Source organism: Actinomadura oligospora ATCC 43269, from assembly GCF_000518265.1.
GTDB classification, from domain to species: Bacteria; Actinomycetota; Actinomycetes; order Streptosporangiales; family Streptosporangiaceae; genus Spirillospora; species Spirillospora oligospora.
This window is the reverse complement of sequence record NZ_KI912411.1, coordinates 285460-310610: the sequence shown is the minus strand read 5'-3', so window position 1 is coordinate 310610 and position 25151 is coordinate 285460. Positions and strand designations below refer to the sequence as shown.

The window sequence follows — 25151 nt, the reverse complement described above, 5'->3', positions numbered from 1 at the left end:
CTGCCCTGGGAACGTTGGTGCCGCCGGTGGCCGGTGGATCGGTTAAGGGGTGAAGTGGTGGCGGATCTTTTCGGATTCGGGGGCGCCTCGGTTGGTGTAGAGGGTGAGGGCCAGTTGCCAGTGGGCTTGGGCCTCCTGGGGATGGTTCAGTTGGTGGTAGGCGTCGCCTAGGCCGTGGTGGGCTCGGGCCTGTTCGTGGCGGTCGTTGATCTCGGTGGCGATGGCGAGCGCGTCGTGGTGGTGGGCGAGGGCGTCGGCGGGGGAGCCGGTCGCCGTCGCGGTTTCGCCCAGGCCGTTGAGGGCGGAGATCTGCGCGCCGCGCTCGCCGATGGTCTCGGACATGGTCAGCGCCCGCTGGTAGTGGTGGAGGGCTTCGGCGTGGTGCCCGAGTCGTTCGCAGGCGCGTCCGAGGAGGCCCAGGGCGTTGCTCCGGGTGATCTGGTCGCCGGTTTCGTCGGTGATGGCCAGCGCCCGTTCGAGGTGGCGGGCGGCTTCGGCGTGACGTCCCGCGTCGCCGTGCACCCCTCCCAGGGCGCACTCCGTGTACCCGAGGACGATCCGGTCGTCGAGACGTTCGGCGATGTCGGACGCCCGCCCGAGGTAGGTGAGGGCCTCGTCGTGGCGGCCGTGCCTCCACAGCGCGTAGCCGATTCCGGTCAGAGCGCGGCTCTGGCCGATGCGGTCACCGATGTGGCGGGCGATGTCCAGGGCCAGTTCGAGGTGCTCGACGGCCTTCTCGTAACAGGCCATGAAGAAGTAGACCCGGCCGAGGTCGTACAGCGCGTGCCCCGCGCTGACCGGGTCGTTGTGGCGCCAGGCCGCGGCCCAGGCCGCGGTGTGCAGGGCGAGGGCCTCGGTGTGGCCGGCACGGGAGTTGAGGTAGCGGGCCAGGTCGGCGGACAGGTCGCGGACGTGGCCGGGCCGGCCGTGGGCGGCGGCGTGGGCGGCGACGGCCAGCAGATTGGACCTCTCGGTGTCGAGCCAGGCCAGCGCGTGGTCCGGCCCGGTGAACGAGGAGTCCGGATCGGCCGAGTCGTGCCGGCGTTCGGCCGGGGAGAGCAGGGCCGTCGCCACCGCCGTCATATCGCGGTAATGGTCGAAGAGGCGGGTCAACGCCGCGCCGCGCTCGGCGGTGTCGTCCTGGGTGCCAGCCAGGTGCGCCGCGTACGCGCGGAGCAGGTCGTGGAACCGGTAGCGGCCCTGCCGCACCTGCTGGAGCAGGTTGACGTCGAGGAGGTCCTCGAGCAGGGCCTCCGTCACGGTGAGCGGCCAGCCGGTCAGGGCGGCCGCCGCGTGCGCGTCGATGTCGGGTCCCGGGTGCAGGCCCAGCAGCCGGAACAGGCGTTGCTGGGGTGGGGTGAGGCACTGGTAGGAGAGCGCGAACACCGCGGTCACCTCGCGGTCCTCGGCGCGCAGTTCCGTCAGGCGCCGCCGGGTGTCCCGCAGCCGTTCGACCAGATGCGCCACCGTCCAGGTGGAACGGTTGCGCAGCCGCGAGCCCGCGATCCGGATCGCCAGCGGCAGGTGGCCGCACAGGGCGAGGAGCTCGGTCACCGCGTCCGGCTCCCGGGCGGGACGGGCGTCGTCGACGATCTGCTCCAGGAGGGTCGTCGCGTCGGCGTGCGGCAGGACGTCCAGCGACAGGTGCTGGGCACCGTCCACGCCGCCGAGCCGCCGCCGGCTGGTGATCAGCGTCAGGCAGTCGGGCGCTCCCGGCAGCAGCGGGCGGACCTGGGCGCTGTCGGCGGCGTTGTCCAGGACGACGAGCGTGCGGGTGGCGGTGAGCGTCGCCCGCCAGAGCGCCGCCCGGTCGGTCTCGTCCGGCGGTATCTGCTCGCCGCGCACGCCCGCCGCGCGCAACAGCTTCTCCAGCGCGTCGGAAGGGCTGAGGGGCGCCTTCGCCTGGTGGTGCGCGCGCAGGTCGATGAGCATCTGGCCGTCGGGATAGCGCTCGGCCAGGTGGTGGGCCAGGTGGACGGCCAGCGCGGTCTTCCCGACCCCGCCCATGCCGTCGATCGCGGAGATCACCATCGCGGTCGCGCCGCTCGCCCTGGCGGCCTCCAGATGGGCCAGGGCGCGGTCGAGCTCCCGCCGCCTGCCGGTGAAGTCGGACAGGTCGCCGGGCAGGTCGCAGCGCGCCGCCGACGAGTACGCGACGTCCGGGGGACCGGGTGAGGACGTCGAACCAGCGGAGGAGGTCGGACCGGCGGAGGGGGTGAGGGCGGGGTCGCCGGTGAGGATCTGGTGATGCAGTCGCCGCAGCTCAGGCCCGGGATCGGCGCCCAGCTCCTCGGCCAGGACGTGACGCACCCGCTCGTAGGCGGCCAGCGCGTCTGCCTGCCGTCCGGAGCGCTGAAGGGCGAGCATGAGCAGGGCCCACAGCGACTCCCGCAACGGGTGGTCGACGACGAGCCCGCTCAGCTCGCCCACCACGTCCGCGAGGTCCCCGTCCGCCAGCATGGCACGAAGGCGGTCCTCGACGACGCCCAGCCTGACCTCGGCCAGCCGGGCCGCCTCCGCGTCGCCGTCGCCGTGCAGGACGACGTTCTCCAGAGGACGGCCACGCCACATGCCGAGCGCCGCGGACAGCCGCCGGGCGGCGGTCCCGGGCTGCCCCTCGCGCAGGGCGCGCCTGCCGTCGCGGACGAGCGCGTCGAAGGCGAGCAGGTCCAGGTCGCCCGGTTGCACCTCGATCAGATAGCCGCCCGGCCGGGTCACCAGCCGGGCGGCGCCGTCGCCGGAGCCCCGGAGCAGGCGGCGCAGCGCGGACACGTGCGTCCGCAGGTTGGCCTCGGCCGACGTCGGCGGCGCCGGGCCCCAGATCAGCTCGACCAGCCGGTCCACGGCCACGACCTGGTTCGCCGACAGCAGCAGCGCCGCGAGCAGCGCGCGTTGCGCGCCCGACCGGACGGGCACGGCCGTGCCCGCCGAACAGATCTCCAGCGGACCCAGCACCCGGAACTCCATGGCCACCTCCAAGGGTGAACACGGATCCATCTTGTTCCCCGTTCGACCGGATCGGCTCGTTGGCCGGGCGTGGCCAGGGCATGTTCCGTCCGTATGCGCCCCTTATGCGAACCCTGTATCTCCGCCCCCCAACCTGAGATCACGGCTGATCTCGCGGCAGCGGCAAGAAGCCGCGCACCGGTCCTGGACCGGTGGCCGCGTGACCGGCGCCGCGTCCACGGGGGACGCGGTTCCAGACAGGCTCGAAGGAGCCACGGGAGGTATCACGTGTTGACCCAGACGACGGGGACGGCGTCCGCCAAGGCGGTGGAGGCCGGGTCGGAAGGCGGCCTGGTCCTGAAGGACGAGCAGGGCACCCTGTACTTCGTCCGCGACAGCTTCCTCGAGGCCCTTCGGGTGAAGGGCGAGGGGCTGGAGCGGCTCGGCGGGCTTCTTGGCGCCAAGGGCGTCGAGGCCACCGCGGGCGGCCAGGGCTTCCAGATCGTCGACCACGTCCAGCGCGACGAGATCGACGTGATCGCGCCGCAGAACCCGGAGGAGATGCTGGGCCAGGACCCGACCATCATCTCCACCATCATGTGCCCCTGGTTCTGCTGACCTGACCGGGGGAGTGGGAGCGGGGCCGTCCGCGCGCCAAGGAAGATCGCGCGGGCGGCCCCGCTCTCCGACCGAGGATCGACGATCGAGGGGGAAGGGGACCGCAAGTGACGGGGACGTACACCGGCGACCGGATCGTTCACGACGCCGACAGCCACCTGATGGAGACCAGGGACTGGCTGATCCGGTACGCCGACGCCGACATCCGTGACAGGTTGAGGCCGCTCGACCTGCATGGCCTGGAGGACCTGGCCGAGCAGGCCACCGCCGCGGAGACCTCGCCGGAGGACACCTCGGCGCCGTCCGGCGAGGCGGTGATGGCGGAGAAGAACTGGCGCGCGCAGGGCGCCTTCCGGGCGGCGGACCGGAGCAGGGCCCTCGACATCCTGGGGTTCCGCTCCCAGCTGGTGTTCTCCACCTACAGCCACGTCGCGCTGATCGACATCCCCGGCATAGCGGGCGGCATCGACTTCGACCCGGACGTCCTGTACGGGGCGGTCCGGGCGCACAACCGCGGCATGGTGGACTTCTGCCGCGACCCGCGGCTCCTCCCGGTGGGCTGGGTCGCGATCGACGACCCGGAGCGTGCCGTCGAGGCGTGCGCGGAGGCGCTGGCGATGGGCTGCGCCGCCATCGAGATCCCGACCTATCCGGTGGGTCCGCTCAGCCTGACGCACCCGGCCCTGCATCCCGTCTACCGGATGCTGGAGGAGGCTGGACGTCCCCTGGTGTTCCACGTCGGGGGCGGCGGCCCGCTCGTCCACCGCGTGTACGCCAACAACGGCCTCGCCGACCAGGACAGATCGGTAGGACACGACACGACGCTCGCGGAGCTGACCCTCGTCGGCATGCCAGCCCCGGTGCAGATGGCCGTCGCCGCACTGATCTTCGACGGGGTCTTCGAACGGTTCCCCGGACTGCGGTGCGGGATCATCGAACAGGGCGCGACCTGGGCGCCGGGCTTCCTGCGGTGGCTCGACCTCGCCCCGTCCTTCGCGCCGCGCAGCCACGGCGAACGGCTGTCGATGGCCCCCAGCGAGTACTTCCGGCGGCAGGTGAAGCTGACCACCTTCCCCTTCGAGGACGTGGGCCGCCTGATCGGGGAACTGGGCCCGGACGCGCTGATGTTCGGCAGCGACTACCCGCACGACGAGGGCGGCCAGGACCCGCTGGGCCGGATGCAGGCGTCCCTCACGACCCGGACCGAGGACGAACGCGACCGCTTCCACCGCCGCAACTTCGAGGTCCTGATGGGGATCGCGTCCGCGTCGTCCTCGCCCTCCGCCCGTGCGGGGGACGATCCGGCGGTCTCCCGCACGGGGGAGACGACGGCGGTCCTGCGGAAGAAGGCACTGTTCCGCCTGCTCGCCAGGGACCTCGCCGAGCGCGACGGCCTCACCGTCGAACGCCACGAGATCACCGAGGAACTGCACGGGTTCGTCCGGCAGACGGGCCTGGCCTCCCTGGAGGAGACGCTGTCCTGGATGCGGCACGAGGGCGTCACCGACGACATGCTGCGGCGGTTCCTCGAGGACGCCCGCCTGGTCGGAAGGCTCGCCGAGCTCCACGCCGACCGGCTCGGCGAGGAGACCACGGCACAACTGCGGATCTCGACCGCCCGCATCTGGAAGGGCGACGGGACCCATGCAGACCATTGACCCCCACGTCGCGCTCACCGTCGGCTACGACGACAGGACGCGCTTCGGCAGCCCCGTCACGACGCGTCCGAGCGACTCGGTCCGCGAGGTGTTCCAGCCGGTGATCGACCACGCGCGGCGGCACGGCCTGGACGCGGCCGTCGAAGCGGGCCCGAGGCTGCTGCGCGAAGTCGTCGAGGGCCGGGACTTCGCCGCCGTCGCCCGCCGCGCCGGGCGGGAGTGGCGTTTGAACGAGGACGTCCTGTACCCCGATCCCCGGCGTGCGCGCCCGCGCCTGCTGACGTTCCAGCACCGCGAGAGCGGCAGGCGGCTCCGGACGACGGTGGATCCGCAGGCCTGGCCGGAAGTCCACGCGCTGATCGCCGCGCTGGCCGCTCGGGAGGGCGACCGCGCGGGCTTCACGCCGAGCGGCCGGGCACGTGAACTGCTCGACGCCCTGGCGGGGGCGGGCATGCTCGGCCGCCAAAGCGGGCGGCTTGACCAGGAGGGGGGACGGCCCGGCCTCGCGGCCATCAAGACCGCGCGAGCCCTCGGGACCACCCGCGCTCTGGACGCGGCCCACGCGCTGGGAACCGTCCACGCCCAAACGTCCGCCGACGCCCTGGAGACCGCCCGCGCGCTGGAACGGGCACAGGTGAGCTTCGTCGGACACAACACGGTCGTGGTCCGGTCGGGCGGCACGCGGCTGGTCATCGACCCGTTCCAGTTCTCGTGGAGCCCGGCGTATCCCGCGGCCTACCAGCCGCTGGGGCTGCGGGACTTCGGCCGCCTCGACGCCGTCCTGATCACCCACTCCCATCCGGACCACTTTGACGCGGCCTCCCTGCTGCGGCTGCCGCCCGACACCAGGATGATCGTCCCGGACTCCGGGCCGGAGACACTGCTGTGCGCCGACATGGCCGCGCGCCTGCGCGAGCTCGGGTTCACGAATGTGACGACGCTGTCCTGGTGGTCCTCGGTCGTGGTCGGCGACGCGCGCGTCCACGCGCTGCCGTTCTACGGGGAGCAGCCGACCGACGAGACGACGCTGCATCCGGAGGTCCGCAACGGCGGCAACACCTATGTCGTCGAGGCAGCCGACTTCAGCGCCGCGTTCGTGTCCGACAGCGGGAGGGACGCCCTGGGGGACGTCCGGTCCGTCGCGTCGAGGTGGCACGCCGAGCACGGCCCGGTCGACCTGGTGTTCAGCGGGTACCGGGGCTGGATCACCTATCCCGTCCAGCTCCTGTTCTCCTCGGTGGGCAGCTACCTGGCGTTCGTCCCGCCGGACCTGTGGGGGGCCCGCTGCCGCCTGATGAACGGGCCCGACGAGGCGATCGACCTCGCCGAGCGCTGGGGAGCCCGCTACCTGTTCCCCTACGGGGACGGCGGCGCTCCCTGGTACTGGTCGGCCGGGCTCGGGCCGCGTCTCGACGGGACGGGGATCGAGGACGTGGACTTCGACCCGTTCCCCGAACGCGTCGTCGATGCTGCCGCGCGCCGGATCCGGCTGCCCTCGGGGACCGCCGGGCGGTCACCGGTCCGGGTCGTCGTCCTGCGCCCCGGTGACTCGCTGACCGGGCTTCCCGCCTCCTTCGACCTGGTCCGCGCGCCCGGCCACACCTGGCCCTACGGCTGACCGGACGCGAGGTGGAACCGTGAACCCCAAGCCGCCGGAGCCGCCGGTTCTGGGAGCCGCCGCGATCGAGGTGTTCCCGGACGCGGTGCTGCGCTGCGCCGCTCTTCCGGCGCAGACTCTCGCCCCCTTCCACGCCCCCGCGCTCGCTGGTGCGGCGCGCCAGGTGATGAGCGCACGGGACGAGATCATCGCCCGCCGCCCGCACATCGACGCCCTCCTGCACGCGGCGGTCCCCGAGGCCCCCGACCGCCGCGTCCGGCGTCTGCTGCTCGCCGTCAAGCGCCAGATCCATCGGGACGCCGAGCCGCTCGACCATCTCGACGAACTGCTCCGGCGTCCGGCCGTCGACCCCGCGCTGGCGGAGGCGCTCGCGGGCGAGCAGCAGGTTCGGCTGTGGCTGGGGGACCTGCTCGCCTCGTTCGTGAAGGAGCACGCCGCGGTTCTGCGGCGAGAACGCCTCGCCCTGCGCCGGGCGGCGGGGGGCGCGCACTTCCGCAAGGCGCTGCTGCTGGCCAGCCCCGAGCTCTCGGCGAGCTGGGAGGCGGAGCTGCGACGGTGCGCCGAGGCGGGCGAGGGAACCCCGGCTGTCCGGAGCCGACGATCGGCAGCCCGGACCGAACGCATGGAACGCGGGGTGTTCGCCTACCTGGTCCGCGCGGCGACCCGTCCCACGCCACACGGGCTGTGGGCCGGGGTCGTCCCGGTCGGCATGGACGAGACCGGCCGCGCCGCCGCCGAACGGGAAGCGAGAATCACGCTTCGCGCCGCGGAGCCCCGCCACGCCGTCACCCCGGATCTGACGATCTTCCAGGTGATCCTGGACGCGATCGTGCGGAGGCCCAGGTATCGCTGGGAGGCCCCCGTCCGGCTGGCCGTGACCGTCCGCGAGTTCCCGGACGGCTGGCATGTGTGGCGCCCGACGGTCTCCGAGCGGGGATGGCTGCCCCTGCGATCGGATCCGTGGACCGATCTGCTTCTTCGCGCCTACGGCGACGGCCATGCGAAGGATCTCCACTCCGTGATCTCCGACCTGGCTGCCGCCCGGCCGCACGACGAGGTGGCCGCACTGCTCGGCGAGGCCGCGAACCGCCTGGTGGCGCAGAACATGCTCTGCCCCGACCTGCGGCTGGCATCGACGGACGCCGATCCGTGGACGGCCCTGACCGAAGTCGGCGACAAGCTCCCGGACGGCGACCGCGAGGACTGGTCGGCGACCGTGGCACGTCTGCGCACAGCCTGTCGCGATCTGGCCGAACACCTGACGGTGATGGGGATGGACGAGCTTCGTGAGCGCCTGACGGAGATCAGGGAGGACATCCGGGCGTTCGCCGGACGCGCGGGCGTCACGGTCGGCCCGTCACGATGGCCGGTGCGTGTCGACCATCGTCCGGGGCTCGCGGCGACGTGGACTCCCGGGTTCCTGGAAACGGTCCGGCGCGCCACCGCGGAGACACTGGCCCACTACGAGAACGACCAGGGCCCGGAACTGCTGCGCCGGTCGACCATGCGCCTCCTGCTCGGCGTATCGGCCGGTTCGCCGGAGACGCCCCTCGAACTGCTCGTCGGTAACGCCGGAATCCCTTACCGGACGACGCACGGGATGGCGCCGCCGAAGGGTTCGGAAGCCGCTCGCATCACGGAAGAACTGCGCTCGCATCGCCATCGGGCGGCTCTCCGCTGGCGCGATCGGCTGCGCGCGTCTGTCGCGTCGCGTTCGCCCTACCGCATACCGGAGACGGAGCTGCGCTCCGAACCGACAGCGGGGCCGGGTGGGGCGGTCGTGCTGGCCGTCTGCGAACCTGACGGGCTTCGCGTCGAGTGGGGGAGACCGCATCCGCTGGCGGTGTCCGCCCGGTTCGAGCCGTTGCTCGGCGAGCCGGCACGCATCTCCCCGCTCGCCGTCGCGGTCCGGGACTGGTACGCGTCCTGGCCAAGCGGGACGGCGCAGGCGATCGAGATCGCCGGAGCCGACACACCCAACCCCAACGCCGCCGCCCGCCCCGCCGTCACCGCACATCGCCTCGCCTCAACGACCCACACGGCCGAGACCGACCGGACGGTGGTCCAGGTCGACGGACGACGCCTGCTCCCCTTCCTCAGGGACCCGTCGCGCGGCGAGGCGCTCGTCCCGGTCTACAACTCGTCCGCAGCTGTCGGCGGACGGGATCCGCGCGGCTTCGTCCTGCACCGCCTTGCCCTTGGCCACGGCTGGGAGTTCCTCTGCCGCCGCCTGCTGCCGCCGCCAGCCCCGGGCGGCCACCTTCCACGGATCGAACTCCCGTCCTCGGCCGTCCTGTCACCCGCCCGCTGGGCCCTGGACGAAGGGAGGCTTGCGGAGATGCTCGCCCGGGACGAGGCGAACCGCTATCTGTCCTGGCGCGCGTTCGCCGACGGCCTCGGTCTTCCGGAAACGGTATGGGCCACCGTCGAGGACGACCCGGAGGCCCCACCGCTCTTCCTGCTCACCCAGAGCCCGCTCGCGGTGGCGGCGCTGCTGCGCAGGCTGGAGGAACGGCCGCGCCCGGTGGAGTTCTTCGAGGTCCACGGGACACCACAGAACTGGGTCGAGTGCGCCGAAACCGGTGACCGCTTCTCCTGCGAACTCGCGGTGGCCTGGCACGACAGGACCTACTGGAAGAAGGTGCACGAGTCATGAGCCGCCTCACCGACGTCCTCGAGCCGTTGGACGAGAACCCGGACGAGGGCGACCGGTGGCTGGAGGTGCGCCTGCTCATCGGAACCGACCCCGCCACCGGAGGGCCGCGAGTGCCGTGGAAGCGACTCGGAGAGGCGATCACGCGGTGGCGTGCCGAACAGCGGTTCGAGCTGTGCTTCTTCGTCCGCAAATACCCCGGGCTGCGACTACGCTTCCACGGCCCCGACCTGGAGACGCGGCTGGCCCCAGAACTCCTCCCCTGGATCGGTGACGAAACCGAGCGCGGCGAACTCGTGGGACATCGGCTCGCCGTGTACGAACCCGAGTTCCACCGCTTCGGCGGCCCCGCCGGGATGGCCGTCGCCCACCGACACTGGAACCGCGACACCCTGCTCGCCCTGGCCTACGAAGCCACGCGCCCCACGGCTCCGGCGAGCGTCGGCGCGTCCGGCCTGTGGGCGGCGATGGTCAACCACCTGCTGCGACTCTGCCTCGAGGACGCCGCCGAGGCGTGGGACGTCTGGAAACGACTCGACACCCTGGTCGCGGCAGTCGACAGCGCGGCCGACAGTCCGCCGGAAGGCATCACCCCCGGGCTCGCGCAGGAGCTCTACCGACTCTCGCCCGACCTGCTCGCGCGCCTCGTCCCTGCCGAGATCCGTCTCCTGCGCGAAGCGGTCCTCAGCAATCAGCAGACCGCGCACGAACTCCGCGCACTGGATTTCGACGGCGCGCTGACGGTCGGAAAACGCTCCTGGCTGACGGCGAACGCCACGTTCCAGTGCAACCGGTGGGGACTGGGACTGCGGCCAGCGGACCTGAGAAGCGTCACCAAGGCGATGACATCCCTGCTCCAACCGGACCTCCAAGGCGTCCACAGCCCCGAGACCTGCGGGTTCACCCGCTGATTCTGCGAGCGCGAACCGGCTCCAGATGCGAGCCTGAGGCGGGAGCGATGACCGACCAGGTCAACGGGCTCATCAAGAAGACGCTGACCTCACCTCACCCTGAACGCACAGGCCGTCAGCTCAGGAGCCGTTCCACCACGGCTCGACGCCCTCCAGGGCGATGAACTCGAAGAAGTCCATGTTGGCGATCTCCAGGTTGCCCGCCAGTGACCCGACCATCCGGCAGGGGAGGACGGCGGGCTGCCCCGGAGTGTCGTACAGGTCGACGACGGTCAGCGGACGGCCCGGCTCGCTGAAGGTCCGGGCATCGGCGAGCGCGACCAGCGTGGTGTGCTCCTGAGGCGGGACCAGCGCGGGCACCTGGCCAGGCTGGAGGTCTTCGTAGACCCGGTCGTCGACGGTCAACGCCGTCAGGGGGAAGTGGTCCGGATCGATCTCGTCCATGTCCAGGTCGGCGCCGACCCAGCCGTCCTCGTTGGTTCCGCCCAGCTCGGCGAGCAGGGCGCGCCAGCCCTCCTCGTCGTCGAAGCAGGTACGCACCAGCAGGGAGACGTCGCTGGCGGGCAGGGGCGGGAGCGTCCGTCGCGGGGGCAGCGTGGTCGGTGCGAGGAACGCGGCCCGACCGTTGTCGCCCTGGTACATCCCGCAGACGTCCATGTCGCGCACCAGGTCGGTGAAGGTGAGCGCGCCGTCCGTCAGGCCGGTCAGGATCTCGCCGAGCCGCGCTGACGGGACCCGGACGCCGCGACCGGGGATCTCCACCAGATCCACCAGCAACGGCCCGTCCCCGCCGAACACCACCGGGATGTCGGCCAAGACGACGACCAGAGGTTCCGGGCCGCCGTCCGGGAGGAGCGCCGGGAAGTTCCCGCCGTTCAGGCTGTTCCACTCACGACCTTCGATCAGTCGGAGCCGCACCCCACCATCGGCGACGATGAGCACGTCCCCTTCACGTTCGCCGCCGATCTCGTTAAGCAGTCCGCCCCACCCCGTCACGCCATCTCGATAACAGGTACCCACCAACAGCACCTCGCCGGGCGCGGGCTGGGGAAGCACGGGAAGGGACACGGTTCTCCTCCGGAGGGCTGGGGTCGCCCGTTCATGGTGGTGTCCCGGTCGGACATTTCCAGTCCAGCGGTACCAGCGCACCGTCTGTGGAGGCGAGCCAGACGGGAGCGACGACCATCGGAGCCAGGCCCGACACCGGCACCGTGACGACATGAGGATTGTCCGGACGCACCGAGCCGATCGTCAGATGGATCACCTCGCCCTGGGCGACCAGCAGGATCGCCTCCTCGAGGGTCGCGGACCGGTGCCGGGGCACCCGGCGCAGCGGGACACCGGCGGGGGTGGCGGGCGGTATCCACAGGTCGGCCAGGTCCGGCGGCATGCTGCTCGGGTACAGGACGTCGTGGTCGGCCAGCTCCTCGACATCGATGGACACGTGCCGTCCCAGCGGGTGTCCCGTCGCCAGCAGGGCCGCCCGGCCCTCACGATGCCAGGCCCGGCCGACACGGAAGCCCCTGGCCTCCATCGGCGCGGGATCCTCGGGCAGCCAGCCGATGAACACGTCCACGGGCCACTCGTCCGCCCATCGGAACGGTTCGGTGTTGGGGTGTGCGGAGCGCACCACGGCGCAGTCCGGGTGGGCCCGCTCGAACGCCTGGATCTCCTTCTCGACCACGGCGGCGGGCAGGCTGGTCGCGACGCCGACGCGCAGCACCTTGGTGCCCGCGCCGCTGCGCGCGTCGGCGAGGGCGCGTTCCATGCGTTCGTACGCGGGCGCGAGTTCGGTGCGCAGCCGCTCGCCCAGCGGCGTCAGCCGCACCCTACGGGTCGTCCGCTCGAACAGCGGAGCGCCGATCCGGCGTTCCAACGCGCGCACCGCCTGGCTCACCCGAGGGGTGGACAGGCGCAGCCGCTTGGCCGCGCGGCCGAAGTGCAGCTCCCGGGCGACCTCCAGGAACGCCTCGATCTCGCGCATCTCCATGCGCCCATTGTGTCGCGCGACCAAACGATCATGGCGGAATCGGTGATTGATCCCCGTTCCGCGCCCGACCAGCCTGGAAGGACTATGGGACTCGAAGAACACCTCCCCGGCGACTTCCTGCTCACGACCGTCGAGACGATGGCCGGGCTGGCGCGCAAGTCGTCGATGTGGCCGATGACGTTCGGACTGGCCTGCTGCAGCATGGAGCTGATGGCGGTCGGCGACCCGCGCCACGACTTCGCCCGGTTCGGCATGGAACGCGCCTCCGCGACGCCCCGCCAGGCCGACCTGATGATCGTGGCCGGACGGGTCAGCCAGAAGATGGCGCCCGTCCTGCGGCGGCTCTACGACCAGATGGCCGCGCCCAAGTGGGTCATCGCGATGGGCGTGTGCGCCTCGTCCGGCGGCATGTTCAACAACTACGCGATCGTGCAGGGCGTCGACCACATCGTCCCGGTCGACATCTACCTGCCCGGCTGCCCGCCCCGCCCGGAGATGCTGCTCGACGCCATCGTCAAGATCCACGACAAGGTCCAGAACACCAGGCTGGGCGCCCACCGCGAGGCCGAGATCGCCGCGGAGGAACGAGCCCGCCTCACACGGCTACCGCTGATCAACGTCCGATCCGGCCCTGAGTGAGCACACCGGTCCGCGGGAACCGGGGCCGCCGACCTCAGTTGTTCCAGGTCAGGAAGCGGTAGTGCAAGCCGGTGGACGACTCCTGCCAGGGCCCGACGGAGTCCGCTGAGCGACCTATGTTCGGCGCGTAGGTGTCGCCTTCGAACGGCTCGCGGATCTCGGTGACCTCGATCCGGTCGGCCAGCGGCAGCGCCGCCTCGTACACGGCCGCGCCACCCATCACCCACACGTCCCCGGTCGCTGCGGCCAGCGCCTGCGACAGGTCGGGGAAGGTCTCCGCGCCGTCCTGCCGCGTGCGCGAAAGCACCAGGTTGCGCCGCCCCGGCAGCGGCCGGAACCGCGGCGGCAGCGACTCCCACGTGCGGCGCCCCATCAGGACGGTCGCACCCGCGGTCAGGGTACGGAAGTGCTTCATGTCCTCCGGCAGGTGCCACGGCAACGTGCCGTCACGGCCGATGACACCGTTGGACGACTGCGCCCAGACGAGCCCGATCACACCGCCACCCCGATCACACCGCCACCTTCGATCACACCGCCACCGGCGCCTTGATCCCGGGGTGCGGGTCGTAGCCGCTCAGCGTGAAGTGATCGTAGGTGTAGTCGAACAGGCTGTCGGCCGGCTTCAGGCTGAGGGTCGGGAACGGCCGCGCCTCGCGGGCGAGCTGCGTGCGGACCTGCTCTTGGTGGTTGTCGTAGATGTGGCAGTCGCCCCCGGTCCAGATGAAGTCGCCGACGTCGAGGCCGACCTGCTCGGCGATCATGTGCGTCAGCAGGGCGTAGCTGGCGATGTTGAACGGCACGCCGAGGAACAGGTCCGCGCTGCGCTGGTACAGCTGGCAGGACAGCTTTCCGTCGGCGACGTGGAACTGGAAGAACGCGTGGCACGGCGGCAGCGCCATCCGCGGGATGTCGGCGACGTTCCACGCCGACACGATGATCCGCCGGGAGTCGGGATTCTCACGCAGCGTGCGCAGGACCTCGCTGATCTGGTCCACGTGCCCGCCGTCCGGGGTCGGCCACGACCGCCACTGCACGCCGTAGACCGGACCGAGGTCGCCGTCCGGCGCGGCCCACTCGTCCCAGATCGTGACGCCGTTCTCCTGCAGCCACCGGACGTTCGAGTCGCCCCGCAGGAACCACAGCAGCTCGTACGCGATCGACCGGAAGTGGACCTTCTTCGTCGTGATCAGCGGGAAGCCGTCGGACAGCCGGTAGCGCAACTGGTGGCCGAAGACCGAACGCGTCCCCGTCCCCGTGCGGTCCTCCTTGCGGGCACCCGTGGTGAGCACATGGCTGAGCAGGTCTTCGTACTGCGTGTCCGGCATACCGCAAGTCTATTCAGGAGAACCGCGCCGCCCGACGTCCGCCCGCGACTCGGGACCCGCGGGAGTCCCGTGATCACCGAGGGCCTGCTGGCGATGATCAAGGGGGCTGATGCCATAGGCGGCGCGGAACGTCCGGCTGAAGGCGGCGGCGCTGGTGAAACCCCAGCGCGCGGCGATCGCCTGGACGGGCCGGTCCCGAAGCTCGGGGGAGGACAGGTCGGCCCGGCAGCGCTCGAGCCTGCGCCGCCGGATGGACGCCGCGACCCCCTCGGGCTCGCCCTCGAACAGCGTGTACAGCGTCCGCAACGAGATGTGATGCCGCTCGGCGATCAGGCGGGGAGACAGGTCGGGGTCGCCCAGGTTCTGGTCGATGAACGTGTTGACCCGGCGGTGCAGCCCGTGCGCGCGGACCTCGGCGGGCACCTCCCGGTGACCCCCGAGATGCTGGGCGAGGCTCGCGGCCGTCAGCTCCACCGCCATGTGCCCCAGCGAGGCCATGCTGCCCGGACGGGCGCCGGGAGCGTTCGCGGCGAGCGAGAGCAGGAAGTCGGTCAGGACGGCGGGCAGGCCGCTTCCGGCGGGGACCCGCCGGGCGAGGAACCGGTCGACCTGCTGGGACGGCAACGGCATCAGGGACTTGGGAATCTGCAGGACCCCGACCTCGACGTCACGGCCGTCAAGCCCCGAACCGGACTCGTAGGGGCGGGAGGTGTCCCAGATCGCCATGTCCCCCGGCCGAAGGCCCGCCTCGGCACCGTTCTGCGCGAACCACGCGCTGCCCCTGAGGACCACACCCAGCTGGTACTGCTCCGGATCCCCGGCGCGGATCAACCTCATCGTCCGGCGCGAGCGAAGCGGAGAGTAGGCGAACCTGGACACCTGGACGGACCCCAGATCCAGCTGGGCCCCCTCGGCGTGGAATCTGCCGGAGTCCAGCGGACTGAACTCCGACGGCATCAACGCGCGGGAGACCTGTTCGGTGAACCACTCGACCCCGTTCGCCGCCGAGTCGGTTGCGGAGTCCCCGCCGCACCGCCCCTTCGACGCCTCATCTGCCCCGAATCGCACGCGGTGCACGCTACAAGACCGCACCGACAGCGGCGCCCGGTCGCCCCCGGCAACGGTGCACGCGGTGCACAGCGAAGCCGCACGCCCCGCACACATCGCAGAACCCGCTGGCCATAGGGTCGCCCCTTGACCATCAGTGCGCCTCCACGCGCACGTGACAGAAGGGGTATCCAGGTTCACAGATGAACATCAAGCTGACCGCGCTCGCCGCGGCCGGGCTGGCGACGGCCGCCGTCGCGGCCGCGGTGCCCGTCTTCGCCTCGCACTCCGGCACCAAGGCCGAGGCGAGCGCCGCGAGCTCCGACGCCAAGGTCGACGCCAGCGCCGTGCGCTCGGTGCTCAAGCCCGGCCAGACCCTCAAGGCCGGGCAGTACCTGCGTTCGCCCGACGGCCGGTACAAGCTGGCCATGCAGTCCGACGGCAACCTGGTCGTCTACAGGGGCTCCAAGTCCATCTGGAGCTCCCACACCTGGGTCAAGGGCTCGGCCGCGACCATGCGCACCAACGGTGACCTGGCCGTCGCCAAGGGGACCCGCACCTACTGGAGGAGCCACACCGACGGCGACAAGGGCGCCTACCTCTCCCTGCAGAACGACGGGAACGCGGTCGTCTACAAGGGGCGCACCGCGCTCTGGTCGAGCTACCAGTGGATCTCGACCCTGTCGAACGGCGTGACGCTCTACCCGTACCAGAAGGTCGTCTCCCAGAACCGCGCCTACCAGCTCCGTCAGGAGCCGAACGGCGACCTGGCGCTGTACCGCTACGGCAAGCTCCAGTGGCACACCCGCACGTCGGGGCACCCGGGCGCGTACACGGTGATGCAGACCGACGGCAACCTGGTCGTGTACAGCAAGGCCAAGAAGGCGCTCTGGTCCACCCACACCTGGCGCAAGGGCACCTGGCTCGCCGTCCAGAACGACGGGAACGTCGTGGTCTACACCGGCCACATGCAGGCCCTCTGGGACCGCTACCACGGCAAGCGCTGACCCGACTGATCTGATCCACCCACGCGTCCCCTGACGCACGACCGGGTGCCCAAGGCAGAGCCGAGGGCACCCGGTCTTTCCTCAGGTGACCAGGGGGATGTGGGTCGAGCCGGTCTGGGCGAGTTTCTGGATGGTGTGGAGGTCGGCTCGGCCGGGGCGGGTCGAGTCGGTGAAATGGAAGACCGCGCGGCGGCGGACCACCTCGGTGCGGAGGTCGGCCGGGTTCACGAGCTCGACACGCTGGGCTTCCGGGGCCCAGGCGAAGCGGACGCACTCGACGTGGGTACGGTCGCCGACCGTCTGCCTGCGCAGGAGGGCGTACGCCGCGTCGGTCGCCGGGATCACCGGAGCCTCGACGGTGGCGATGTCGAGCTGCACCACGGCCGGTTTCACCGGGCCCGAGTCGACGTGCACGACGAGCCGCAGGCGCTCACCGGGGGTGAACGGGCCGTTCGCCTTCTGGATCGCGGCCAGCGAGAGCTCGTAGAGCCTCCCCGGGACGACGGTTCGCGGGCCGCTCGCGGCGTCGGGGTCGACCAGGTCGCGTGGGGTCTGGTCCAGGTCGATCTTCTGGAGCGTCAGCGTGACCTGCGGGGTGCCCGGGGGCGGTTCGTCCCAGTCGACGCGCAGGGCCAGCGTGCCGTCGGGGTTGCACTCCCGCCGCTCGGCGGAGAGCGTGATGGCGCGCTGCGGGCTCGTGGTGCCGCCCGGTTGCTGGGGGAACTGCACCGAGACACCGGCGTGGGCGGACGGTGAGGCGAGCCGCCGGTTGTATTCGGGGTCCTCGAAGTGGACGTGGCGCGGGACGAGGGGCAGGTAGGGCGCGTTCGGGTCGGCCACGCGGAGCGGGAAGCGCAGCTCGTGGCCGTAGCCGTCGTGGTACGGCTCCGCGCCGGGCTGGTGGGGGGCGAACTGCGCCTTGGCGCGCGCGAGGATCGCCGCGCCGGGCGGCAGGGTGGCGATCAGCTGGCGGGCCCGGGCGGCGCGGGTGGCCGGGTCGCCTGCGAGCCCGAACTGGCGGATCGCGAGTTTCGCCGTGTCGACGGTGTCGACGTCCGGCCCCGGCAGGGACACGCCGGCCGCGCCGAGCTGGGCACGCAGGGCCGGGGTCAGCGCCAGCGTCGGGGTGGTGATGTCCTCGAGTGGCGTGACCTGTCCGGCGGCCACGAGGTCCAGGGCGAGGAGCCAGTCGAGGATCCCGGACTCCGGCGTTTGCGGCTTCTGCCCGCCGGCCAGCGGGATGCTGCCGTCGATCCGGTAGACGAAGGTGAGGATCCCGTCCCAGGCCACGTCCAGCGTGTGGCGCTCGATCGCGGCCAGCTGCATCCGCAGGCGCTGGGCCGTCTGCCGGTAGGTCGGATTGTTCGGCGGGTCCTCGAAGGCGGCGCGGAAGGCCTCGTCGGCGGGGGACGGGGTGACCAGAGCCTGCCTGTCGGGGTCGAAGTGGCTGGCCCAGGTGCGCAGCGCGACTCCCTGCCGTCCGTCGGCGTTGGCGGGCAGCGGCACCGGACGCGGGACACGGTGCTGCACCGGCAGCCCGCCGGAGAGCATGGCCAGGCCGCGCGGGCGGGGGTGCCCGCCGGTCAGGGCGACGCCGCTCTGACGCAGCAGCTGGTTGCGCAGCGTCACGAACACGCCGGGACGCGCGCCGCTCACCAGATAGCGCAAACTACCGGGCAGGACGGGCTGCCAGCGGTTCAGGGCCGGTCCCCCGGGAGTCCCCGGCGGGTTGCCCGGCTGGGGGAGGGGAGGCTGGTCGAACAGCGGCCCGGTCAGCGCGGGCAGCGGCGGGTCGGGCGGCGCGGGGAGCAGACTGCTGACGGCGGGCGCGCGGAACCGGCGCGGCAGGCCGCCGGTCGGCCGGTCCGTGTGGAGCGCCGACCGGAACTGCACCCTCTGCTGGACGGTCTGCCACCAGAGCGTCTGGCCCGCCGTTCCAGGGGTGGCCACGCCGATGACGCCCTGCTCACCCTTGGTGTAGTGCACGCTGACGCGCAGCGCGCTGAGACCCCAGGGCCACGCGGGCAGGTCACCGCGCACCGGGCGCTGGGTGAGGTACAGCGGTTGGACCCCGACCGTCTGCGGCGGCGCGAGTTCGAAGTCGCGGGGGCTCGCGGGGAGCGCCGCGACGTTGCACTGGCCCTCGCGGTAACGCAGGCCGGCGAGGGCCGGACGGATGCGGAACAGCCGCCTGGCGAGCGGCGAGGTGGTCGTCACCCGGACCAGGGCGAAGGCGTAGCTGGTGGTCAGGGCGGCCTCGCCCAGGTTGTCCGGGCGTGTGTTGTCGCTGATGATCCGGTAGCGCAGGACCGCGATCGGCGATTCGGGCGCCAGGAGGCGCTGGGACTGCGCGGCCCAGCCCTGGGCCTGGGCGCGCAGGTGGCTCTCGTCGGCAAGGTCGGGGTTGTCGGGCTGGACGCTCCACATGCGGCTCGCGACGGGTTGCAGCCGTGCGGTGCCGGGCGCGAGGCAGAGCAGCTCGGCCAGCAGCAGCCGGGTTTGCAGCGGCGACGGGCCGCTCGCCGGCAGGGGCGGGGCCGGACGCCACTGGAGTCCCAGGTACGGGCTGACCACGAGGTTCAGCGGACGTGGGTTGTCGGTCCCGTCGAGCGAGAGCGGCGCGGGGATGAGGGTGGCCGCAGGGTATCGGCGAGGGCCTTGGCCGCCCGTGGGAGGCGGGCCGAGCAGCCCGCTGCTCGCGATGAGCGCGGCGGCCAGGGTCCAGCCGTAGGGCGGGGTGTTGGTGGGCGCCATGGTGCTCACGGACTGGGTCAGGAGCAGCGTGTCCTCACGCCAGACGGGGTCGGCGTACGGCGAGGGTTCGGCCAGCGCAGGCAGCCCGTCCGGGCGGGGCGGGTAGAAGGGACGGCGCGGGTCGAACGCCTGGCGCAGGGCGACCGGGCGGCTGAGCCGCGCCGGGGTCTCGGGAAGGGCCGCGAGGACGCTCTGCAGCAGGTCGCCCTGCGGCTCGGCGGACGGATTCTGCGCGCGGAACCAGCTCTCCTCCAACGCGAGCGGGTCGAGCCGCGCGAAGCTCCGGCCGACCGCGGTGTCCAGGCTGGCGAAGGTGACGGGCAGCGGGGTGCTGTCGGCCCAGCCGCAGAAGGCGAGCGCCAAAGCAGGCAGGGCCGTGGTGGGAGCCGTAGCGCGCAGGCGGGCGATGAGCAGCAGAGGGTCGACCTGCAGCGGGCTGGACTGCTGCCCGGCGGGTGGCTGGGCCAGGTCCCGGGAGGTGTCCTGCAGGCGGCCGAGGAACGGCATGGTCAGCAACAGCCAGCGCGGGTCGGCGGGGTCGCTGGGCGCGTAGTCCGCCGGACTGCTGAGCAGGGCGCCCTGGCTGCCGGTCGGGAGGAACTGCAGGGTGGTGGCCGTGCTCTCCGGGGCGGGCGTGAGCCCGATCAGATGGTGTCCGCTCGCCTCGATGAGCAGCGTGTCCCGGGGCAGCGAGTCGAGCGCCGCGCCCGAGCCGCCCAGCAGCGTCGACAGGCCCGCGCCCAGGTAGCCGCCGCTCACGCTGCCGAGCGGGCTGATGCCCGTGACGGGGTCGGTGGTCTCCAGGGCGGCCATGGCGCGCAGGAACTGCGCGGCGCGCTGGGGCGTGAGCAGGCGCACCTCCTGGACGGCCGTCCAGCGGGTCTCGCGGCCGAGGGTTCCGCCGCTCCCGTCGGCCGCCGGGGTCACCTCGACGAGCTGGTGTTCGACCAGGGCCAGGGTCTGCCAGCTCCGTCCCTGGGCGAAGGTGAACAGCAGCGGGCCGTCGGCGCCGGTCAGGGTGGAGGCGGGCAGTTCGTGCTGGTTCAGCAGGACTCTGATCGTGTGGCGCAGGTGGGTCAGCGGCGGGGCTCCGGCGGCGCGGGCCGCGGGCAGGGTGATGCGCGCGTTGGCCGCGTCGTAGGCGAGCTGCTGCGGCCAGGAGACCAGGTCGGTCGCGGTCAGCATCCCGTTGAGCAGAAAGCGCTCCTGCCAGTCCGCGCCGTCCAGGCGTGAGGTGTATCCGACCACGAGGTCGCCGGCCGAGGAGCCGTACAGCTGCGCCGCGTCGGCGGTCCGGTTCGGGACGGGGTCGTGCAGCGAGCGTCCCCAGTGGGCGACGAGCAGGGCCTCCACGAAGGCGCCGGTCAGGGGCAGCTTCGGCAGGTCGTCCGGCCGGGCGGTGGCGCGGAAGGTGACCGTGGCGAAGCCGGGGGCGGCGCGTTCGCCCAGGCCGGGCGTGTGGGCGTCGGCGAGGCGCATGCCCGGCAGGAACTGGAGGCCGTCCGGCTGCGGGGCGCTGTAGCCGTTCCAGCCGAACTGCAGCGTGGTGTCCCCGGCCAGGGCCGCGGGCGAGCCGTCGGGCAGGGTGACGGCGAGGGTGAGGTCGTCGAAGAGGCTCGCGGAGTCGAGCGTGAAACGCTCCGTCCCCGTCGCCATCAGGTCGAAGGTCAGCGCGGCGGCGAGGGCCTGCCCCCGGGGCGTGGCGGGCGCCGTCGCCGGACCCGAGGCGAAGCGCGCGGCCACCTCCTCGGCGGCGAGGGCACGGCTGTAGAGGGCGACCATGCGGTAGCTGCCGAGCCAGGCGTGGCCGCCCGTGAACTCGTCGCCGAGGGCCAGTTCGAACCGGTCGTTCCAGGCGCCCAGGCTTCCGCCCACGGTGTGCTCGGCCTTGAGCTGCCCGTTGATGTAGATCCGGGTCTTGCCGTCGGCGGAGCGGGTGAAGGCCAGGTGGGTCAGGGCGCCGCCGAGCGAACCGAGCGAACCCGCCGGTGTGGCCAGGTCGGGGCTGCCGGTGTCGTCGGTGGCATCGGTGTGCAGCCACGCGTCCACGCTGGAGGAGTCGAGCAGCCCCTTGCGCTGCTGGAGGGTCACGTTCCGGTGCGCGTCGTCGGACGAGACGGTGAGGATGTCGAACTGCCCGTTCGTCAGCAGGCCGGTGACGGGCTTCACCCACGCCTCGACGCTGATCTCGCCGCTCGCCTTCACCGCGGCGGTCAGCTTCGCGGCGGGAGCGCCCGAGCGGAGGAGCGTCGGCTTGGTGAGGGTCAGGCCGCCGGCGCTCCAGCTCATGCCCAGGGTCGAGGCCGCGGTCAGGTGCAACGGATCACCGACGCCGGACGAGTCGTGGACGATGGCGCCGCTGCCCTCGTCGAACCGGTAGAGGGCCTGCAGACCCGTCGGCGGCCTGCCGACCCGCACGGCGAGAGTGAGCTTCAGGGTGTGCTTCCCGCCGGTCATGTCGAGGCCGAGGGCGACCTTCTGCGGCACGATCGGATCCTGGCCGGACGCGCCGGGCAGGGTGAACGGCGGCGTTACGGGATTGGGGAAGGCGATCGGCGGCAGCCCGACCGCCCACTCCACCTGGAACAGGTGGAAGTACAGCCGGACCTGGTCGACGGTCAGGCCCGTGCCACCGGAGGCCAGGGCGATGGCGCCGACCCGCAGGCGCGGCGCGTCACCGGCCTCGCCTGCGGAGACGGCCAGCGGCCACTCCAGGACGGTTCCCTCGATGGCGATGGCGCTGAGGGTCAGCGCGGTGCCGCCGCCGGAGAAGGTCAGCCGCACACAGTTGCTCAGATCGGTCTGCTCGCCGTCGGAGCCGGCCACCGGAAGCTGCAACCGCCCGATCACCTCGACCGTGGCGACGCCGTCACCGGCGAACAGCACGCGGTCGAGCACCAGGGGGAAGAAGCGCAGGCCGAACAGGTCGAGGCCGGGCGGGGGCGCGTCCGGATCGTCGTCGAGCGGGCGCAGCCGCCACTCGTACCCGGTGCGGTGCTCGTAGTCGCTGCTGCGCGCCTCGGGGTCGTTGGCGTCGAGGTCCAGCTCGACGGCCTTGGGTGAGCGGGCGGACGCCTTGGTGAAGGCGGACCCCTGGGCGGGCAGGTCGCGGAACCACAGCTGCCAGGCCGCTGCGGCGTGGCCGAGGGTGAGCGGCACACGGGTGGTGGTCAGCTGCACGTCGCCCGCCGTGGGATGGCTCAGCGGCGTGCGGATCAGGTTGGTCGCCGTCGCGCTCGCGCCGCGCACCAGGCCGCGCTGGTCGGCGAAACCGGTGTCGCCCGCGCGGCGGGCGGCCATGCTTCCGGCCGTCAGCCGGTACTGGGCCGCGTCCGGCGGCGTGCCCGCGGGCAGGCGGCGCAGGCCGCTTCCCTCGTCGGTGAAGTCGCCGTCGATGCCGAGCAGGGCCGCCTCACGCGTCAGCGTCAGGGGGGCGCTGTGGGCGGGGTCGGCGTTGTCCAGGCGGAGCTCGCCGGGATAGCCGTCCAGGGCGAGCGTGGCGCGGACGGGCCAGGCGCGGATCGAGGCCAGGAAGCGCAGCACGGTCTGGCCGTCCTGCCGGGCGAAGGCGGCCACGCCGTCGGCGGCGGCGAGGCCGGCGCGCTCGGTGAGCCGCCGCCAGTGGGCGGCGTAGTCGGAGCGCGTGAGCGGACGCGGCGGTTCGGGCCGCGCCGTGTCGGGCAGCGGCGAGCTCTCACGCGGGTCCTTGGGGATCCGGGGAAGCTGGGCCAGCGCCTGGACCTCGTCGGTGTAGGGCAGGTCGTGGCGGTACTGGACGGCCAGGCCGAGCGCCGGATCACTCTGCGGCGGGTCGCCGTCGGCGCGCGGGTCGAGCACCAGGCCGGGCAGCGAGAGCGCCACCAAGGGCAGGTCGTACAGTTTGTCCGCGTCCGTGCCGATCCATTCGCGGGCGGGCGAGAGGCCGCCCCCGTAGCGCGGCCAGCCCGTGGCGCCGTCCGCCACGAAGCGCCAGCCGTTCGGCAGGTCCAGGCCGTCCTGGCGGGTCACCGGCAGCTCGAACGGGACGAGCTGACGGCCCGCGATCGGCACGTTGGGCGGGCTGACGCTCTGCGTGAGCGCGAGGGCCTGCACCATCGGCAGCGTCGGGTGACGACGCCAGACCAGCGGCAGGGCCGCACCAAGGGTGTCCGGCGCCAGCACGCCTGCGCTCACCAGGGCGCGGAGCAGCACCGGATCGACGCCGTACTGGAAGGCCCAGACGCCGAGCCCGGCCGAAGGGGCGGGCGTGCTCCGCCACGCGAAGCCGATCGCGTCGAAGGCGAGCCGCACGAGGGGCGCGAACAGCTCGCGTCCGGTGACGGTGTGCAGGGGGACGGTCGCCAGGCCGCCGATCCAGTCGTCGAGGTCGGGCAGGGCGTCGGCCGCGGTCGGCGCTTCGGTGCTCAACCAGAACAGGCCGTTGAGCGTCACCTCGGGCGCGTCCAGTGTCAGGTCGGCCGACTGGAGCCGGTACTCCGCGCCGACCGGGCCGAGCACCCAGACGCCGGTCATGTGCCGGGCCGCGGCGAGGGTGAGGCTCCAGGGCTGCTCGCCGGGCGCCTGCCCGAGCCCGGACGGATCGTCGTTGCCGTAGCTGACGGCGCCGCGCAGCAGGTTGTCGGGCGCCGGGACGGGCGTCGCCTGGGCCACGCCCGCGTCGAGGTAGACCTGCTCGGACAGGTTGGGCAGCGGGAGCTGGGCCCAGCCGTCGTCCAACGGCGTGAACCCCCACAGCACCGGTGGGGTGACGGGCCGGGCGGTTCCTGTCGCGGGCCGGGTCCAGGACGGCTCGGGCGCCTGCAACGTGGCGCGCAGGCGGCGGGCGGCCTCGTTCGGGTCGAAGGCGAGTGTGGTGGCGGCGAGGGTGACGTGCTCGTTCCAGCCGGACGCGTCGCGGGCGGCCTGGTAGCCGAGCGTGCCGGGGGAGCCGGTGGGCGGGTCCCCGGCCGTCAGCTGCACCCGCAGTTTCGTGCCGTCGGTGCTCACCCGGGCGCTGGACGGCGTGATCCGGGCGAGCGTGTCGGGCTGGACGGCGGGGTCGTAGGGCTGCCGGTCGCTCAGGAGCAGGCTGAACTCCTCGCCCGCGAAGCTGATCGGGCGCGTGCCGGGCTGCTCCTGCCAGGGCGTGATCTCCCAGAACAGGCGCGGGACGGCGAGCGGGTCGGCGAGCTCCAGGGTGGCCCACTGCGGCGCGGGCACCGGCTGGACCGTGCCGTTCAGCGGGTTGTTCGGGTTGAGGTAGCGGTTGAGGCGTCGCCAGGAGGCGATGAGTGCCGCCCGCTCGCCGTCGGTCAGCCGCTCGGTCTCGATCGTCATCCGGAAGCCGCGCACCTTGGTCCCCGGCGTCGGCTCGGGGTCGGGGACGACCCGGGCGAGCTGGAACACGGCGGTGACCGGCGCGCCGTCCCAGAGCAGTCGGACCTGGCCGAAGGCCGAGAGGCCGCCGGAGTGGACGGCCAGGGAGCCGAGCAGGTGGGCTGGGCCGGTGCGCTGCCCGATCGGCGCCGTCCCGAGGCCCAGCGCGGTGTACAGCCGCTGGGCGGCGTTGGCCTGGGCCGTCATCGCGTCGAGGATGATCTCGCCGCCGAGGCAGGTGAAGACCGGCAGGTTGCCGACGATGTTCTTGGGCCAGCCGTCGGCCGGGGCCTGCAGGAGCAGCAGACTGGCGGTGCCGGCGTTGATCGCGGTGCGGATCGCCTGGGGTGACAGGTGGCCGTCGGGTTTGGTGCCGCTGCGCGTCCACGTGTACTGCGGCGTGGCGGCGTTGGTCGGGCTGATCGTGACGCTGGTGACGTAGACCAGCGCCAGCAGGGAGCCCGGCAGCAGCACGGTGTTGTCGCCGACCGCCTGGCGTGGCGTGGTGTCCACGTACAGGGTGCGGAAGGCGAGGTTGGTGGCCGGATCGGCCAGCCGGATCACCTCGGCCTCGGCCGTCCAGAAGGGGCCCGCGATCTTCAACTTCGGCAGGTCGGGAAGTTTCGGCAT

At 72.5% G+C, this 25151-nt stretch carries 14 protein-coding genes; 7 read left to right on the top strand and 7 right to left on the bottom strand.

The genetic code is table 11. The features are described 5' to 3' along the window. Positions 1 to 42 precede the first annotated feature (42 nt). Positions 43 to 2967: an AfsR/SARP family transcriptional regulator gene (locus tag P696_RS50935; RefSeq protein ID WP_051468809.1), complete on the bottom strand. Its 2925-nt coding sequence runs from the start codon at positions 2965 to 2967 to the stop codon at positions 43 to 45. A 270-nt stretch (positions 2968 to 3237) separates the two neighbouring features. On the opposite strand from P696_RS50935, the gene P696_RS0138325 reads away from it, so the two are divergent. The 5 genes from P696_RS0138325 (at position 3238) to P696_RS0138305 (ending at position 10404) form a co-directional block, all read left to right on the top strand. Further along, entirely contained in the window at positions 3238 to 3564 is a 327-nt protein-coding gene (locus tag P696_RS0138325; RefSeq protein WP_026416464.1) for a hypothetical protein, read from the top strand. Between the two features lie 107 nt (positions 3565 to 3671). Further along, the gene (locus P696_RS0138320; RefSeq protein ID WP_026416463.1) at positions 3672 to 5222 is read left to right on the top strand and encodes an amidohydrolase family protein; all 1551 of its coding nucleotides are present in this window, start codon (positions 3672 to 3674) and stop codon (positions 5220 to 5222) included. Beyond that, entirely contained in the window at positions 5209 to 6840 is a 1632-nt protein-coding gene (locus tag P696_RS0138315) for an MBL fold metallo-hydrolase (RefSeq protein WP_026416462.1), read from the top strand. The genes P696_RS0138320 and P696_RS0138315 overlap by 14 nt, the downstream gene beginning before the upstream one ends. A gap of 19 nt (positions 6841 to 6859) precedes the next feature. After that, positions 6860 to 9496, top strand: a complete 2637-nt coding sequence (locus tag P696_RS0138310) for a lantibiotic dehydratase (protein WP_026416461.1) — start codon at positions 6860 to 6862, stop codon at positions 9494 to 9496. Beyond that, positions 9493 to 10404, top strand: coding sequence for a thiopeptide-type bacteriocin biosynthesis protein (locus tag P696_RS0138305; RefSeq protein ID WP_026416460.1), 912 nt, complete (start codon positions 9493 to 9495; stop codon positions 10402 to 10404). The genes P696_RS0138310 and P696_RS0138305 overlap by 4 nt, the downstream gene beginning before the upstream one ends. A gap of 120 nt (positions 10405 to 10524) precedes the next feature. On the opposite strand, the gene P696_RS0138300 is transcribed toward P696_RS0138305, so the two are convergent. Together P696_RS0138300 and P696_RS50930 are read right to left on the bottom strand one after the other, a co-directional pair. Next, on the bottom strand, positions 10525 to 11424 hold the full coding sequence (locus P696_RS0138300; RefSeq protein ID WP_425394184.1) for a DUF6924 domain-containing protein: 900 nt from the start codon (positions 11422 to 11424) through the stop codon (positions 10525 to 10527). 79 nt (positions 11425 to 11503) lie between these two features. Continuing rightward, complete coding sequence (locus P696_RS50930) at positions 11504 to 12394, bottom strand: LysR family transcriptional regulator (protein ID WP_051468807.1); 891 nt, start codon at positions 12392 to 12394, stop codon at positions 11504 to 11506. An 84-nt stretch (positions 12395 to 12478) separates the two neighbouring features. Between P696_RS50930 and P696_RS0138290 the strand changes: the two genes are divergently transcribed. Next, a complete protein-coding gene (locus P696_RS0138290; RefSeq protein ID WP_026416458.1) occupies positions 12479 to 13033 on the top strand; it encodes an NADH-quinone oxidoreductase subunit B in 555 nt (184 codons plus the stop codon). A gap of 34 nt (positions 13034 to 13067) precedes the next feature. Here P696_RS0138290 and P696_RS0138285 read toward each other — a convergent pair whose 3' ends face one another. The 3 genes from P696_RS0138285 to P696_RS50925 are packed head-to-tail and all read right to left on the bottom strand — an operon-like array spanning position 13068 to position 15426. Next, complete coding sequence (locus P696_RS0138285) at positions 13068 to 13529, bottom strand: dihydrofolate reductase (RefSeq protein WP_026416457.1); 462 nt, start codon at positions 13527 to 13529, stop codon at positions 13068 to 13070. Positions 13530 to 13560: 31 nt separating this feature from the next. Further along, complete coding sequence (locus tag P696_RS0138280) at positions 13561 to 14358, bottom strand: thymidylate synthase (RefSeq protein ID WP_026416456.1); 798 nt, start codon at positions 14356 to 14358, stop codon at positions 13561 to 13563. A 9-nt stretch (positions 14359 to 14367) separates the two neighbouring features. Then, complete coding sequence (locus P696_RS50925) at positions 14368 to 15426, bottom strand: AraC-like ligand-binding domain-containing protein (protein ID WP_211245965.1); 1059 nt, start codon at positions 15424 to 15426, stop codon at positions 14368 to 14370. 182 nt (positions 15427 to 15608) lie between these two features. On the opposite strand from P696_RS50925, the gene P696_RS50920 reads away from it, so the two are divergent. Beyond that, complete coding sequence (locus P696_RS50920) at positions 15609 to 16412, top strand: hypothetical protein (protein WP_051468805.1); 804 nt, start codon at positions 15609 to 15611, stop codon at positions 16410 to 16412. A gap of 81 nt (positions 16413 to 16493) precedes the next feature. On the opposite strand, the gene P696_RS0138265 is transcribed toward P696_RS50920, so the two are convergent. Further along, entirely contained in the window at positions 16494 to 25151 is an 8658-nt protein-coding gene (locus tag P696_RS0138265) for a LamG domain-containing protein (RefSeq protein WP_026416455.1), read from the bottom strand.

Excerpts from the sequence above, each read along its gene's own strand:
- P696_RS50935 (WP_051468809.1), bottom strand. The coding sequence starts at position 2,967 with ATGGAGTTCCGGGTGCTGGGTCCGCTGGAGATCTGTTCGGCGGGCACG.
- P696_RS50930 (WP_051468807.1), bottom strand. The coding sequence starts at position 12,394 with ATGGAGATGCGCGAGATCGAGGCGTTCCTGGAGGTCGCCCGGGAGCTG.
- P696_RS0138290 (WP_026416458.1), top strand. The coding sequence starts at position 12,479 with ATGGGACTCGAAGAACACCTCCCCGGCGACTTCCTGCTCACGACCGTC.
- P696_RS0138280 (WP_026416456.1), bottom strand. The coding sequence starts at position 14,358 with ATGCCGGACACGCAGTACGAAGACCTGCTCAGCCATGTGCTCACCACG.
- P696_RS0138305 (WP_026416460.1), top strand. The coding sequence starts at position 9,493 with ATGAGCCGCCTCACCGACGTCCTCGAGCCGTTGGACGAGAACCCGGAC.
- P696_RS0138265 (WP_026416455.1), bottom strand. The coding sequence starts at position 25,151 with ATGCCGAAACTTCCCGACCTGCCGAAGTTGAAGATCGCGGGCCCCTTC.
- P696_RS50920 (WP_051468805.1), top strand. The coding sequence starts at position 15,609 with ATGAACATCAAGCTGACCGCGCTCGCCGCGGCCGGGCTGGCGACGGCC.
- P696_RS0138315 (WP_026416462.1), top strand. The coding sequence starts at position 5,209 with ATGCAGACCATTGACCCCCACGTCGCGCTCACCGTCGGCTACGACGAC.